Annotated in this window: 13 protein-coding genes and 1 riboswitch; of the genes, 9 read left to right on the forward strand and 4 right to left on the reverse strand. The window is 67.9% G+C overall.

The window, feature by feature from the left end:
• Positions 1-3: 3 nt before the first annotated feature.
• Both J2728_RS18325 and J2728_RS18330 read left to right on the forward strand, forming a co-directional pair.
• The gene (locus tag J2728_RS18325) at positions 4-264 is read left to right on the forward strand and encodes a helix-turn-helix domain-containing protein (protein WP_310001458.1); all 261 of its coding nucleotides are present in this window, start codon (positions 4-6) and stop codon (positions 262-264) included.
• 64 nt (positions 265-328) lie between these two features.
• Entirely contained in the window at positions 329-907 is a 579-nt protein-coding gene (locus tag J2728_RS18330; protein WP_310001460.1) for an SRPBCC family protein, read from the forward strand.
• Positions 908-1,101: 194 nt separating this feature from the next.
• Here J2728_RS18330 and cuyB read toward each other — a convergent pair whose 3' ends face one another.
• Both cuyB and cuyA read right to left on the reverse strand, forming a co-directional pair.
• Positions 1,102-1,779, reverse strand: a complete 678-nt coding sequence (cuyB, locus tag J2728_RS18335; RefSeq protein ID WP_310001461.1) for a cysteate racemase — start codon at positions 1,777-1,779, stop codon at positions 1,102-1,104.
• Positions 1,780-1,791: 12 nt separating this feature from the next.
• Positions 1,792-2,793 (reverse strand): D-cysteate sulfo-lyase, encoded by a 1,002-nt coding sequence (gene cuyA / locus J2728_RS18340; protein ID WP_310001463.1) that lies wholly within the window; start codon positions 2,791-2,793, stop codon positions 1,792-1,794.
• Between the two features lie 145 nt (positions 2,794-2,938).
• On the opposite strand from cuyA, the gene J2728_RS18345 reads away from it, so the two are divergent.
• Genes J2728_RS18345 through ypfJ form a run of 3 tightly spaced genes read left to right on the forward strand, consistent with a single transcriptional unit; the run spans position 2,939 to position 4,811 of the window.
• Positions 2,939-3,496, forward strand: a complete 558-nt coding sequence (locus J2728_RS18345) for a tetratricopeptide repeat protein (protein WP_310001466.1) — start codon at positions 2,939-2,941, stop codon at positions 3,494-3,496.
• A gap of 52 nt (positions 3,497-3,548) precedes the next feature.
• Positions 3,549-3,944, forward strand: a complete 396-nt coding sequence (locus tag J2728_RS18350) for a hypothetical protein (protein ID WP_310001468.1) — start codon at positions 3,549-3,551, stop codon at positions 3,942-3,944.
• Positions 3,945-3,965: 21 nt separating this feature from the next.
• A complete protein-coding gene (ypfJ, locus tag J2728_RS18355; RefSeq protein ID WP_310001470.1) occupies positions 3,966-4,811 on the forward strand; it encodes a KPN_02809 family neutral zinc metallopeptidase in 846 nt (281 codons plus the stop codon).
• 3 nt (positions 4,812-4,814) lie between these two features.
• On the opposite strand, the gene J2728_RS18360 is transcribed toward ypfJ, so the two are convergent.
• Both J2728_RS18360 and J2728_RS18365 read right to left on the reverse strand, forming a co-directional pair.
• Entirely contained in the window at positions 4,815-5,336 is a 522-nt protein-coding gene (locus tag J2728_RS18360) for a RidA family protein (protein ID WP_310001471.1), read from the reverse strand.
• A gap of 69 nt (positions 5,337-5,405) precedes the next feature.
• A complete protein-coding gene (locus J2728_RS18365) occupies positions 5,406-6,176 on the reverse strand; it encodes an alpha/beta fold hydrolase (RefSeq protein WP_310001473.1) in 771 nt (256 codons plus the stop codon).
• Between the two features lie 160 nt (positions 6,177-6,336).
• Positions 6,337-6,442: riboswitch (TPP riboswitch) on the forward strand.
• A 72-nt stretch (positions 6,443-6,514) separates the two neighbouring features.
• Between J2728_RS18365 and thiC the strand changes: the two genes are divergently transcribed.
• The 4 genes from thiC to J2728_RS18385 all read left to right on the forward strand — a co-directional run bounded on the left by thiC (position 6,515) and on the right by J2728_RS18385 (position 13,907).
• Positions 6,515-8,353, forward strand: coding sequence for a phosphomethylpyrimidine synthase ThiC (gene thiC, locus J2728_RS18370; RefSeq protein ID WP_310001474.1), 1,839 nt, complete (start codon positions 6,515-6,517; stop codon positions 8,351-8,353).
• Positions 8,354-8,423: 70 nt separating this feature from the next.
• Positions 8,424-9,491, forward strand: a complete 1,068-nt coding sequence (locus J2728_RS18375; RefSeq protein ID WP_310001476.1) for an Acg family FMN-binding oxidoreductase — start codon at positions 8,424-8,426, stop codon at positions 9,489-9,491.
• Between the two features lie 53 nt (positions 9,492-9,544).
• Positions 9,545-10,915, forward strand: a complete 1,371-nt coding sequence (locus J2728_RS18380) for a S41 family peptidase (protein ID WP_310001477.1) — start codon at positions 9,545-9,547, stop codon at positions 10,913-10,915.
• Positions 10,916-11,189: 274 nt separating this feature from the next.
• A complete protein-coding gene (locus J2728_RS18385; protein WP_310001478.1) occupies positions 11,190-13,907 on the forward strand; it encodes a TonB-dependent receptor in 2,718 nt (905 codons plus the stop codon).
• Positions 13,908-13,956: the final 49 nt, after the last annotated feature.

Here is a 13,956-nt window from a genome sequence, read left to right on the forward strand (position 1 = left end):
CCGATGACCCGCCATGCCGACCCCGCGATCGATGAAGCCGCCACGCCCTCGCGCGCCCGCTCGGCGCGAGCTCTCGTCCAGGCGGTTCGCTGGCGCACCGGGCTGTCGCAGGCCGATTTCGCGACCGTTTTCCGCATCGACCTCACCCTGCTGCAAGACCTGGAGCACGGCGAGGCCCGACTGGATCCGGCGCTGGCGGCCTATCTGCGCGTCATAGACCACGCGCCGGACGTCGTCCGGGCCGCCCTGGGCCGCGCCTCCTAGTCTCGACCTCGCCACGCATCCGTTCTTTCCGCCCGCTCGTATCGGGGGGGAAGTGGAGCGGTTCATGCGGCGTTGGATTTCGTGCGTCTTGGCGATCTGGGTGGCGTCCGCGGCCAGTGCGAACGCTTTCGAGCTGACGCCGAAGGCCAACGCGGCGCTGAACCGGGGCGAAGCCTATGCCGAGGTGACCCCGGACGCCGATGGCGTCTCCGGCCACGTGCGAGCGGTCATCGACATCGATGCGCCCATCCAGCGCGTCTGGCGCACGATGACCGACTGCGCCGCCGCCAAGGTCATGATCTCGACCTTGACCGGCTGCCGGGTGGTCGAGGGCGATCAGGCGCGCGGCTGGGACATCCGCGAGCACATCACGCGCCGGAACCTGGTCTTTCCCAGCATGCGCATCGTGTTCCGCTCCGACTACGAGCCCTACGGCTTGATCCGGTTTCGATTGGTCGAAGGCGATCTGAAGGTTCAGCAGGGCGAATGGCGGCTGCAGGCGCTGGACGGCGGCCGCCGGACCCGCGTCTTCTACGAGAACAGGCTCGCCGTGGACTGGCCCGTGCCGAAAGCCCTGATGCGCGAAGCCCTTCGCCGCGACACGCCCAAGGTGCTCATGAACCTTCGGCGGGTTTGCGAGTAGCCGACCGGCGTTCGGGATCGCGCGGCCCGTGGCGCGACTGCCTGCGACAGCGGGCCGCGTTGCCGTTAAACCCGTCTTCGGCGAATTAGCTGGGACGAGTTTGAGGCGAGACCGCGCCCGGTGCGGCGGCGATCGACGCCGTCCTGTTGGGGAACAGGACGACGCCCCTGGATCCCCTGGATCCGGGGGCGTTTTCACATGGCTTCATGAGCAAGGCACACCGCGACGCAGCGCTGGGCGAGGGCCTCGGTGGCGTCGAGGAACGGGACCGACAGGTCGGCGGCGGTCAGCACAAGCGGCACCTCGGTGCAGCCGGCCACCACGCTCTCAGCGCCCTTGCCCACCAGGCGATGGGCCAGCGCGGCCATGGTCTCGCGTGACGCGGAGCCCACGTCGCCGTGCTTGATCCGATAGAGCAGGGCCATGAACTCGACCTGTTCGTGGTCGTCGAGCGTGACGACCTCCAAGCCCATGTGAAAGAACCGGTCGCGATAGAGGCCGAGCGCCATGCTGGTGCCCAGCACGCCGACGACGGTCGCGCCGTTGGCCTTGGCCGCGAGGCCGGCCGTTTCCAGCATGTCGACCAGGGGCAGGCCGCTGGCTCGGACCGCGTCGGCGTAGGCGTGCGCGGTGTTGCAGGCGATCGCCAGCACCTGGGCGCCGGCGTCGCGCAATCCAGCCGCCATGGCGGCCAGGACGGGCGCGGGGTCTTCCTCGCCGACATTGCGGTCCGGGACTTTCGGATTGATGTCGACCAGCACGCGCAGGTGATCCTGCTCGCGCCGGACCGGTGTCGCCGCCTGCAGCTTGGCGAGGAAATCCAGGGTGGCGGCCGGACCCATGCCGCCCAGAACCCCGAGGACCTTGCTCATGAGATGGCTCCTCTAGGAAAGCGCGGGTTCGAGAACGCTTTGATAGCCGAATAGGCCTTGCGCGCCGCCCGTATGCAGGAAGACCACGCGCTCGCCCTTGAAGGCGCCTTTGCGCGCCTGGTCGATCAGGCCCTTCATCGCCTTGCCGGAATAGACCGGGTCCAGCAGCAAGCCCTCGGTCCGCGCGGCCAGGGTCAGGGCGTCGATCACGCCCTGGTCGACCAAACCATAGCCTTCGCCGACATAGTCGCAGTCGGCCACGACGGCTTCACGCTTGACCCGGCCCGCCGCGCCGATCGTTTCGGCGGTGGCGACAGCGAGGTTGAAGACGTTCTCTTCCTGCTTGGGCTTGGGCGCGCGCACGCCGAAGCCCAGGATCGGGATGTCCACCGAAAGGGCCGCGAAGCCCGCGACGAGACCGGCGTGGGTGCCGGCGCTGCCGGTCGCGGTGACCAGGCGGTCGATCTTCAGATCCATCTGGTCGGCCTGGACGACTAGCTCGCGGGCGCAGTCCACATAGCCGAGCGCGCCGATGGTGTTGGAGCCGCCGCCCGGGATCACATACGGCTTGCCGCCGCGTTGGCGGACGCCTTCGGCGGTCGCCTCGAGCTCCGCGATCATGTCGCTACCTCCGGGAACATAGCGGATCGCCGCGCCCATCAGCTTGTCGAGCAGAACGTTGCCGTTGCCGACATAGTCGCCGGCCTTGGAGCCGGTGCGCTCCTCCAGGATCACTTCGGTCTTGAGGCCGAACCGCGCGCCGGCCGCGATGGTCTGGCGGACGTGGTTGGATTGCACCGCGCCCTGCGTGACCAGGGTGTCGGCGCCTCGCGCCAGGGCTTCGCCCAGCAGGAACTCCAGCTTTCGGGTCTTGTTGCCGCCGCCCGCCAGGCCCGTGCAGTCGTCGCGCTTGACCCAGAGATCGACGCCGAGCGCGGCGCCCAGGCGGGGTAGGGGCTCCAGCGGCGTTGGCAGGTGGGCGAACCGAGCGCGGGGAAAACGGGCGAGATGCATGCGGTGAAGGTCCCTCGAGTGTCGCGGCCTTGTTAGCACGACTGGCGAGCCGTTCGACGATTTGGTGGCGCCCCCGCGAGCGCCTTGGTGGTATGATCCACCCATGAGAACCGGCGCTCGAACGACCGGCTCCACGGAGGAAGACATGACCCGGATGATTCCGTACCTCGCCTTGGGCGCGGCGGCTTTCCTGTTCGCCGGCGCGGCTGGCGCTTCAACCATCGTCATCGGCGGCGGCTCGGCCAACGAGTGTTCCGACGCCGCGCTCAAGGGGCGTTCCGATGATCGCGCGGTGCTCGCCTGCACCACCGCCCTCGAACTCGAGACCCTGAACTTCCGCGATCGCGCGCGGACCTATGTGAACCGCGGGGTGCTTCAAATGCGCCAGCATCGGTTCACCGCGGCGCGCGCGGACTTCGACCAAGCCTCGAGCATCGATCCGAGCCTTGGCGAGGCCTATGTGAACCGCGGGGCCACCCTGGTCGGCGAGGCGCGCTACCAGGAAGGCGTGGCCCAGATCGACAAGGGTCTGTCGATGGGCGTCAAGGATCCCGAACGCGCGCTGTACAATCGCGCCCTGGCCCACGAAGGTCTGGGCGACCTGCGCGCGGCCTATCTCGACTACGCCAAGGCGGCGGAGCTTAAGCCCGATTGGGCGGCGCCGAAGACCGAACTCGCGCGTTTCACCGTCAAGCGGCCCTGATCCTCGCCCGACCGGCGCGGCGGGCCGTTCTGAACAAGGAGCGCGACGTCGCGTGTGGAAGGTCTTTTTCGTATCGATAGGGCTGGCGGCTCTGGGCGGGAGCGCCGATGCCCAGAGCCTGCGCGAGATTCAGGCCCGCAACGCCGCCGCTCATGCGCTGGAGGACGTCCGGCGCGACCTGCTGGCTGGCCAGATCGAGGCGGCTAACGCTCAAGAGCGCGCGAGGACCGAGAGCCTGCTGCGCGGCTTGGAGCAACAACGGACCAGTTCCGCCCTCGCGGCGCCGTCGATGACGGTGCCGCCCGCGCGCGCCCTGGACACGCCGGAGCGGCGCGAGGCTGATCGCGCCAGCGCCATGAGCCGGATCGACCAACTGACCCAGGACGCTCTGACCGAGAGCAACGCCCGCATGCGCGCCATCCGGCCGGCGAGCGAACCGAAACGCTGATCTGAACAGAACGAGGCAGGCATGGAGTGGGAAGGCGGCCGTCGATCCGGCAACATCGAGGATCGACGCGGTCTGGGGCCAGTCGGGATCGCCGGCGGCGGGATCGGCGCGATCGTGCTGGCCGCGATAGGCTATTTCGTTTTCGGGATCGATCCCCAGACGACGATGCAGGCCACGCAGCAATTGCAGCCCGCGCAACAGGAAGGCGAGCGAGGAGAAGTGTCCGATCGTGACGGGCAGTTCGTCGACGTGATCGAGACTTCCAACCGAGAGGTGTGGACGCCGATCTTCGCCCGTGAAGGCGTGGACTACAGGCAGCCGGAGGCGATCGTGCTCTATGAGCAGGCCACCAGCACCGGCTGCGGCACGGGGCAGTCGGCGATGGGGCCGTTCTATTGTCCCGCCGACCAGAAGGTCTATCTCGACCTTTCGTTCTGGCGAGAGCTGGAGAGCCGTTTTGGCGCGAAGGGCGAGTTCGCTCGGGCCTATGTGATCAGCCACGAGATCGGCCACCACGTTCAGCACCTGCTCGGCGCCGATCAGCAAGCCCGCCGCATGGGCGCGCGGGGCGAGGAGAGCGGTTCGGTGCGGCTCGAACTGCAGGCCGACTGCTATGCCGGCGTCTGGGCGGCCCATGCGAACGAAGCCTCGGGCGGTCGGATCGTCATCAATCGCGGCGATATCCAGGATGGTCTGGGCGCGGCGGCGGCGGTCGGAGACGACACCATTCAGAACCGCACCCAAGGCCAGGTCGTGCCCGACAGTTTCACACACGGCACGAGCGCTCAGCGCATGCGGTGGTTCAGCCGCGGCTATGACCAGGGTGATCCATCGGCTTGCGACACCTTCTCGGCCGCCAACCTCTAGGGACTATTTCGTCGGGACGTGGGCGATCAGCTGGATCTCGACGATGCCGCCGGGCGCCAGCAGGCCGGTCGTGCCGACGGCGGTCCAGGCTGGGTTGGGGCCCTTGATGAACTCACTCTTCACGGCGTTGATCATGTTGATCTGCTCCCAGCGCGGCGCGGGCTGATCGGGACCTTCCCAGACGTGGAAGCTGTTGATCATGACGACGTCGTCGAAGCTGGCGCCCGAGGCCTTCAGAACCGCGTCCAGAGCGTTGAATGTTCGACGAACCTGCTTCTTGAAGGACTCCGGATCCGTGCCTTCGCCCTTGGCGCGGCCGACGATCGCCCCGGAGACGTAGAGCGTGTCCCCGACCCGCCGAGCCGGGGCGTACTTGATCTCGTCATAGGCCTTCTGATGGCCGGCGCTGGGGATGATGACCTCGCCGCCGGGCGCGGGGATTCTCTTGGGATAGGTCTCCCGCGCGAAGGCGGGGGTGGCGAGAAGGGCGCAGAGCGCGGGTAGGAGCAGACGGCGGACGGTCATGGCTGGAGCTCCGAAGAACGTGTGTCTTCGGATCGCCTCAACGACCGCCGCCGGCAAGTGAAATAAAGGTCACCCGGCCGCCTTGAGGATCAGATCCGCGATCGCCCGCGGATGAGAGATCATCGAGACATGGCTGGATGGCAGCTCGATCGTCGTGGCGCCCATGCGCTTGGCCAGGAACCGTTCGAGATCGGGATTGGTCGTCTGGTCGTTGGCCGACACCGCGTAGAAGCTGGGCTTCTCGCGCCAAGCGGCGACCGTGACGCGGCCCGCGAACAGGTTGGCGGCGATCGGCTGCTGCACGGCGTGGAGCGCCAGAGCGCGCGCCGGGTCGAGGTCGCCGGCGAAATAGCGGACGAAGGCGTCCTTCGACAGCCAGGAATAGCCGTCGCGGGTCATCACGCCGGCTCGGGCGGGCATGGTCGGGTACTGGGCCGCGAGGGCGTTGAAGTCCTCGCCCACGTCTGGCGCTCGGGCGGCGACGTAGACGAGGGCGGCGACCTTGGGGTCGAGGCCGGCCTCGGTGATCGGAACCCCGCCCCAGGAGTGACCGACCAGCACGGTCGGCCCGTCCTGAAGCGCCAGGACGCGGCGGGTCGCGGCCACGTCGTCGGCCAGGGAGGTGAGCGGGTTTTGCACCGCCGTGACATTGAAGCCCTTGCCCTGGAGGCGGGGAATGACCTCGCTCCAGCACGAGCCGTCGGCCCAGGCGCCGTGGACCAGGACGATGTTGCGAGCCGCCGTTCGGGCCAGGGCTGGCGCGGCGACGGAGAGGCCGACGCTCAAGCCGCCCAACAGCAGGGCGCGGCGATCGGTTCGCGGGGGCGGGGAAGGCGGCATCTTGATGGTCCCTGGACGGCCGCGCCGAGGACCCGTTCCTCGACCTGACCATCGCGTCACCATTCGGCCGAGGATGTCGAAAGGATACGCCGATGACGGCTTCGTGAACGGCTAGGCGCGCCGACGCTTGACCTGCGCGTCAGCGCGCCTAGTGTCCGACCCTTGTTCACCGGGGGGCCGCTCGCGCGGCTGAGATTGGGCTTTCGCCCTGACCCGTAGAACCTGATCCGGGTCATGCCGGCGAAGGGAGGGAACGCGGGCGCGGTCTTGATAAGCGTCCGTAGACCGACTCAAGCACGCACGTCCGGGTCTCCTTGGAAGCTTGAGGAGCGCCCGAAATGAATATCCAGACGACCATCAAGTCCGTGGCCGATACGATCTCGACCGGTCCGATCCCCGGCTCGCGCAAGGTCTATCAGGCCGGCGAGCTGTTCCCGGATCTGCGCGTGCCGTTCCGCGAGGTGGCGGTCCACCCCTCGGCCAACGAGCCGCCGGTGACGGTCTACGACCCCTCGGGCCCCTATACCGACCCCACGGTGGCCATCGACATCGAGAAGGGCCTACCGCGCACCCGCGAGGCCTTCGTGGTGGCGCGCGGCGATGTCGAGCTCGTCACCGATCCCCGCCAGGTGAAGCCCGAGGACAACGGCTTTGCTCAGGGCAAGCACCTGGCCCCCGAATTCCCCGACCAAGGTCGCAAGATCTATCGCGCCAAGCCGGGCAAGCTGGTCACCCAGCTGGAATACGCCCGCGCCGGGATCATCACGGCCGAGATGGAATATGTCGCCATCCGCGAGAACCTGCGCCGCGAGCAGAACGCCCCGTGCGTGCGCGACGGCGACGATTTCGGGGCCAGCATCCCCGACTTCGTGACGCCGGAGTTCGTGCGCCAGGAAGTGGCCCGCGGCCGCGCCATCATCCCGGCCAACATCAACCACGGCGAGCTGGAGCCGATGGCGATCGGCCGCAACTTCCTGGTCAAGATCAACGCCAACATCGGCAACTCAGCGGTGCTCTCCACCGTCGCCGACGAGGTCGACAAGCTGGTCTGGGCCACGCGCTGGGGCGCCGACACGGTCATGGACCTGTCGACCGGCCGCAACATCCACAACATCCGCGACTGGATCATCCGCAACAGCAGCGTGCCGATCGGCACGGTGCCGATCTATCAGGCTCTGGAGAAGGTCAACGGCGTGGCCGAGGATCTGAACTGGGAGGTCTTCCGCGACACCCTGATCGAGCAGTGCGAGCAGGGCGTCGACTACTTCACGATCCACGCCGGCGTGCGCCTGCCGTTCGTGCCGCTGACCGCCAAGCGCGTCACCGGCATCGTCAGCCGCGGCGGCTCGATCATGGCCAAGTGGTGCCTGGCGCACCACAAGGAGAACTTCCTCTACGAGCGCTTCGAGGACATCTGCGAGATCATGCGCGCCTATGACGTGTCGTTCTCGCTGGGCGACGGCCTGCGTCCGGGCTCGACCGCCGACGCCAACGACGAGGCCCAGTTCGCCGAGCTGCGCACCCTCGGCGAGCTGACCAAGGTGGCCTGGAACCACGGCGTGCAGGTGATGATCGAAGGGCCGGGCCACGTGGCCATGCACAAGATCAAGGCCAACATGGACGAGCAGCTGAAGCACTGCCACGAGGCCCCGTTCTACACCCTCGGTCCGTTGACCACGGACATCGCGCCTGGCTACGACCACATCACCTCGGCGATCGGCGCGGCGATGATCGGCTGGCTCGGCACGGCGATGCTCTGCTACGTCACGCCCAAGGAGCACCTGGGCCTTCCGGACCGCGACGACGTGAAGACCGGCGTCATCACCTACAAGCTGGCCGCCCACGCCGCCGACCTCGCCAAGGGCCACCCCGGCGCGGCGATGTGGGACGACGCCATCAGCCGCGCGCGCTTCGAGTTCCGCTGGGAAGACCAGTTCAACCTGGCGCTCGACCCGGAAACCGCGCGCAAGTTCCACGACGAGACCCTGCCCAAGGAGGCGCACAAGACCGCGCACTTCTGCTCGATGTGCGGTCCCAAGTTCTGCTCGATGAAGATCAGCCAGGAAGTCCGCGACTTCGCGGCCGGCAAGGCGCCCAACAGCGCCGAGCTGGGCATGGCCGAGATGAGCGAGAAGTTCCGCGAGCAGGGCTCGGAGATCTATCTGAAGACCGAATAGGGCGGGTTTGACCCGCCGCAAGGCGGGGCGAGCGGCGGCGGCTAAAGCTTGGGCTTTCGGAGCCGCCGCCATGCTCGACCGCCGCGCCCTGATCGTCGCCATGCCCCTGCTGGTCGCTGGATGTTCCGGCGGCGAGAGGCCCTATGACCGCGCCGTTCGGGATCTCTGGCGACTGCCGGACCTGGGCGGCGAGGTTCCGATGCTCGCCCTGGTTCACGCCGCGACGCTGGCGGCCAATGGACACAATACCCAGCCCTGGCGCTTTCGTGTCGAGGCGCGCGCGATCGAGATCCTGCCAGACTTTTCGCGACGGACGCCCGTCGTCGATCCGGACGACCACCACCTGTTCGTCAGCCTGGGCTGCGCCGTGGAGACCCTGCTGCGGGCGGGGCTTGGCTATGGCTGGGCGGGGGAGCCGGAGATCCTGCCGGGAGGCGGCGTCCGCGTCGCGTTTTCGAGCGCGCCGGCTCGCCCGGACGCGCTGTTCCAGGCCATTCCTCGCCGCGCCTCGACCCGGACCGAATACGACGGAAGGCCCGTGGACGCGGCGACGCTGCGCGGGCTCGAGGCGGTTGTCGGACAAGACGTGGCGCTCCGCTGGGTGCTGGCGGCCGAAGAACGCGCTCACCTCACCGACATGATCATCGACGGGAACAGCGCCCAGCTTGGCGATCCCGCCTTCATGCGCGAACTGACCGACTGGATCCGCTTCGACGCCCAGGAAGCCTTGGCGCGCCCGGACGGGCTGTTCACGGCCGCCTCCGGCAACCTCACGGCTCCGCGCTGGCTGGGCGAGCGCCTGCTGCCGATGGTCATGACGAAGAAGGGCGAGGCCGATCGCCTCGCGCGCTGGATGAAGAGCTCGGCGGGGGCGGCGATCTTCACCGGTCGCTCCGAGACGCCCGCCGGGTGGATCGCCGTGGGACGCGCCTTCACCCGGTTCGCTCTGAAGGCGACCGCGGCCGGCCTAAAGCTGGCCTTCCTCAACCAGCCGGTCGAGGACGTGTGGACCCGTCGTCGGATGGCGGCATGGATGGGCGAACCGAACAAACGCCCCGATCTCGTGGTTCGCTTCGGCTACGGCCCCGATCTGCCGCGCTCCCTGCGCCGCCCGCCGGGGGCCGTGCTGCTGTCCTAGCCACGCGCCTGATTTCACTGGCGCGGCGACCGCGAGGCCTTCACCGTCGCGCCATGAAACGACTGAGTCTCGCGGCCGCCGCCGCCGTTCTCGCCTTGGCAGCGCCCGCCTCCGCCGAAAGCCCGTTCTGGCCGGTCCAGGCCAAGGGCTCCGTCGCCGCGGAACTTCGCGGCGTCTGGAAGTCCCGCGGCTATGGCTGGATCGTCGAGTTCGGTCCCGATGGCGGCAAGCTTTTCCAAACAGCCGGCGGCGCCTGCTACGCCGATCCGCGTCGAGAGCCCGATCCGGACGGGGTCATGGCCGTCTGGCGGGCGGAGGGGCCGGGAACCGTCACGCTCGCCAGCGATCCCGACGGCACGCGCTATCTGTTCGACCGCCTTCCCAGCCTTCCGGCCGCTTGCCTCGCCACGGCCCCCTGGACGCCGGATCGCGTCGCGGCCTTCGTCGCCGACACCTTCGCCGAGGTCTATCCGCGCTCGGCCGAGCGCGGCCTGGATTGGACCGCGCGTCGCGCCGCCGTCTTGGCGCGGGTCGGCCCGCAAGCCGCCGACGCCCAGCTCTGGGCGGCTCTTTCGAGCTTGCTGGAGGGGCTCGACGATCCGCATGTCGAGCTGCATGGCGTGGTGGGCGGCGACCGGCGCGACCTGGAGCCCGGCGTGTCACCCACCTTGGCGCGCGTCCACGCCGCGGACCCCGAAGGCGGCGAGAAGGCGTGGTTGCAGGCCTATCGCGATGGGATCCTGACCCGGATCCTGGCGGGCAAGGGACGGCAAGCGGCCAACAACAGGATCTTCTGGGGACGGGTCGATGATATCGGCTACCTGAACGTCGTCACCATGGGCGCGTTCGCGCGCAACGCCGCGCCGGACGATCCCCGCCCGCTGGAGGCGACGCTGGACGAGGCGCTGACCGCCTTCGCCGGCGCAAAAGCCGTCGTGGTCGACGTCAGCAACAACCGCGGCGGCTATGACAGCATCGTTCGCGCGATCGCCGGCCGGTTCACCGATCAGCCGCGCGTGGCCTATTCCAAGGTCGCGGTTGGCGCCAAGGCCGCGCCGGGGGTGGTGACGGTCGAGCCGGCGCGTGGCCCGCGCTTCACCGGTCCGGTCTATCTGGTCACCAGCGACATCACCGTCAGCGCCGGCGAGACCTTCGGCTTGATGATGAAGGCCTTGCCAAACGTGAAGCACGTCGGCGGCGTCACGCATGGCGCCTACTCGGATCAACTGCCCAAGCCCTTGCCCAACGGCTGGGCGTTCGCCCTTCCGGCCGAGCTCTACAAGGCGCCGGATGGCAAGGACCTGGAGGGCAGGGGGCTCGCGCCGGACATGCCCATGGTCATCTTCCCGCCGGACGACCTTTCCGGCGGTCACGCGAAGGCCATCGAGGCTCTAATGATCAAGATTGGGCGAGAAACCCACTAGGGTGGCGTCCGGGCTGGTCAGTCCAAGCTTTGTTTCTTCCGTGAAACATGATTGCGACTTTCGCGGTCTGATCGCTCGAAATGTGACCAGCTTTCAAAGCTTCACCTAAAGCGAGGCCCGCCAAGGACATACTGGCGCGCGCTTTATCACACATGGTCTTTCCATACGCCGGGGGGCGTTGCGATGCGGGACGCTGGCCCGTGAGCGGCGGCGCCCCTAGCGTTCGCGCCGTCCGCGTGGCGGTCTTGCTTGCAACTCGTATTCCGTGGGCCGAATGACCCTTTCCGTGCTTCTCTACGGGCTAGCCGCCGCCTTCGATCCCACCAGCGTCGCCGCGACGGGCTATCCGTCCTCCGCGCCCGCGGCCGTCGAGGAGCAAAATCAGTCCGCCCCGAAGGCCGATGGTCCAAACGAGGTCGAGGGGCTGGTCATTCAGGCCGACCCGCGTGGCAAGGTCGAGGGCGATATTAAGCCCGAGATCGAGCTGAACGAGGCCGAGATCCAAAGCTTCGGCGCGACCAGCATCGGCGAACTGCTGACCATGCTGACGCCCCAGACCACCAGCACCCGCGGCCGCGACAGCGGCGGCGGTCCCGTTCTGCTGGTCAACGGTCGCCGCATCTCGGGCTTTCAGGAAATCCAGGGCATTCCGCCAGAGGCGATCGAACGCTTCCAGATCCTGCCCGAGGAGGTCGCGCTCAGCTACGGCTACAAGGCCGACCAGCGAGTCGTGAACATCATCCTCAAGAAGAACTACAACGCCCTGCAGACCCAGGCCTCGGCCACGGTCGCGACCGATGGCGGCCGGACCTCGCCCAGCGCGGGCGGAAACCGCGTCCGCATCGACGGCGACAAGCGCTGGAACGTGGACGTCCAGCTCTCCCACGAGCCCTATCTGTTGGAGACCGACCGGAATATCGTTCGCGCCGCCAACGGCCAGCCCTATGATCTGACCGGGAATATCGCGGGCGTGGGCGGCGCTGGCATCGCCGATCTCTCCGGCCTGACCGGAAGCGCGGTGACCTACGCCGGCGTCCCCAGCTCGGCCCTTGCCGGCAAGGCCAGCCTCTCTGACTACGCGCGCCTGGCCAACAGCTACAACACGGGCGACCTGACCCGTGACCGGTCGCTGATCTCCAAGTCGGACAAGGCGACGCTTCGCGGCTCGTATAGCCGGGATATCAACAAACAGACCCAGCTGACGATCAGCGGCAATCTCGAGGACACCAGCAGTCACGCGCTGCTGGGTGTGCCCGGGGTGACCTTCACCCTGCCGGCGGGCAGCCCGTTCTCGCCATTCTCCCAGGCCGTCACGGGCTATCGCTACATCGACGCGCCGGGTTCGTTGTCCAGGGACGTCGATACGCTGCGCACCCAGGTCAGCATGGCCGCCAATGGCCGGGTCAAGGACTGGCGCTGGAACCTGACCGGCGACTTCGACCGCACCGCGACCGACACCACGACGGGGCGCGGTTTGGACGCCTCGGCCTTCCGCGCCGCCGTCGCGGCCGGTGATCCAGCCGTCAACCCGTTCGGCGTGATCCCCACCAGCCTCTACACGTCCGTCGCGGCCGACACCGCCCACTCGGTCTCGACCTCGGCCAGCGCCGAGCTGGTGCTGAACGGAAACCTGTTCCAGTTGCCGGCGGGCCCCTTGCAGACCACGTTCAAGGTCGGGGCCAACAGCAAGGGCCTGGATTCGAAGACGGTCCGCTCCGGCGTGACCACGACGCGCGACATCACCCGCACGACCGAAAGCTTCCAGAGCAGCTTCAACCTACCCCTGACCAGCACGCGCCAGGACTTCCTGGCCAAGGCCGGGGATCTCTCGCTGAACTTCAATCTCGGCTATGACGACCTGTCGGACCTGGGCGGCCTGACCACGCTCGGCGGCGGTCTCAACTGGTCGCCGATCAAGAAGATCAGCTTCATCGCCAGCTACACCGACGAAGAGGGCGCGCCCTCGACCAACCAGATCAACGATCCGGTGCTGGTGACGCCCAACGTTTCGGTGTTCGACTTCACGACGGGTCAGACGGTGATCATCACTCGGACCGACGGCGGCAATCCGAACCTTCGGAACGACAACCGCCAGGTCCAGAAGCTGGGCGTGAACTACAAGCCATTCGACAAGGTCGAGCTGACGTTCAACGCCACCTATACCCACGCCGAGACCAAGAACATGATCTCGTCGTTCCCGGCCATTACGCCGGACCTGGAGCGCGCCTTCCCCGAACGCTTCACGCGCGACGCCGCGGGCAGGCTGCTGGCGATCGACGCCCGGCCGGTGAACTTCGCCAGCGCCGAGAGCGAGAACATCCGCTGGGGCTTCAACCTGTTCAAGCCGATCGGCCAACCGACTCCCGGCGCGGCGGCGGGACCCGGCGCGCGCCCGGGCGGCCCTGGCGGCGGGATGCGCTTTGGCGGGCCGCCCGGCGGCGGTCCTGGCGGTCCGGGTGGCGGCGGCTTCGGCGGACCGCCTCCAGGCCTGATGCGGCCGGGGCAGGGCATGTTCCAACTGTCGGTCTATCACACCTGGCGGCTGACCGACGAAGTGACCATCCGAGAGGGCTTGCCGGTGCTCGATCAGCTGGACGGCTCGGCGATCAATTCCCGCGCCGGTCAGGCCCGCAATGAAGTCCAGATCCAGGGCGGCTATTTCAAGGATGGCCTGGGCATGCGCTTCAACGGGACCTGGAAGGACTCGACATGGGTGAACGGCGGCTCCACGGGCGGCCAAACGCTCTACTTCTCGGATCTCGCCACGGTGGGCGTGAATTTCTTCGCCAACTTCAGCGTCCCGGCGCGAAAGAAGGCCGTGGAGCGCTTCCCGATCCTGAAGGGCGCGCAGGTGTCGTTGAACTTCGACAACATCCTCGACGCCAAGCAGACGGTTAGAGACCAGGACGGCAAAACGCCGCAGGCTTACCAGCGCGATTACTTGGATCCGCTGGGCCGCACGGTGCGTATCGGCTTCCGAAAACTGCTCTAGAGGGCGCGAGCGACAGATGATCGGCGTCTCAACACGTCCTTAAGCTGTC

This window comes from Caulobacter segnis, from assembly GCF_031454995.1.
Taxonomy (GTDB): Bacteria; Pseudomonadota; Alphaproteobacteria; order Caulobacterales; family Caulobacteraceae; genus Caulobacter; species Caulobacter segnis_E.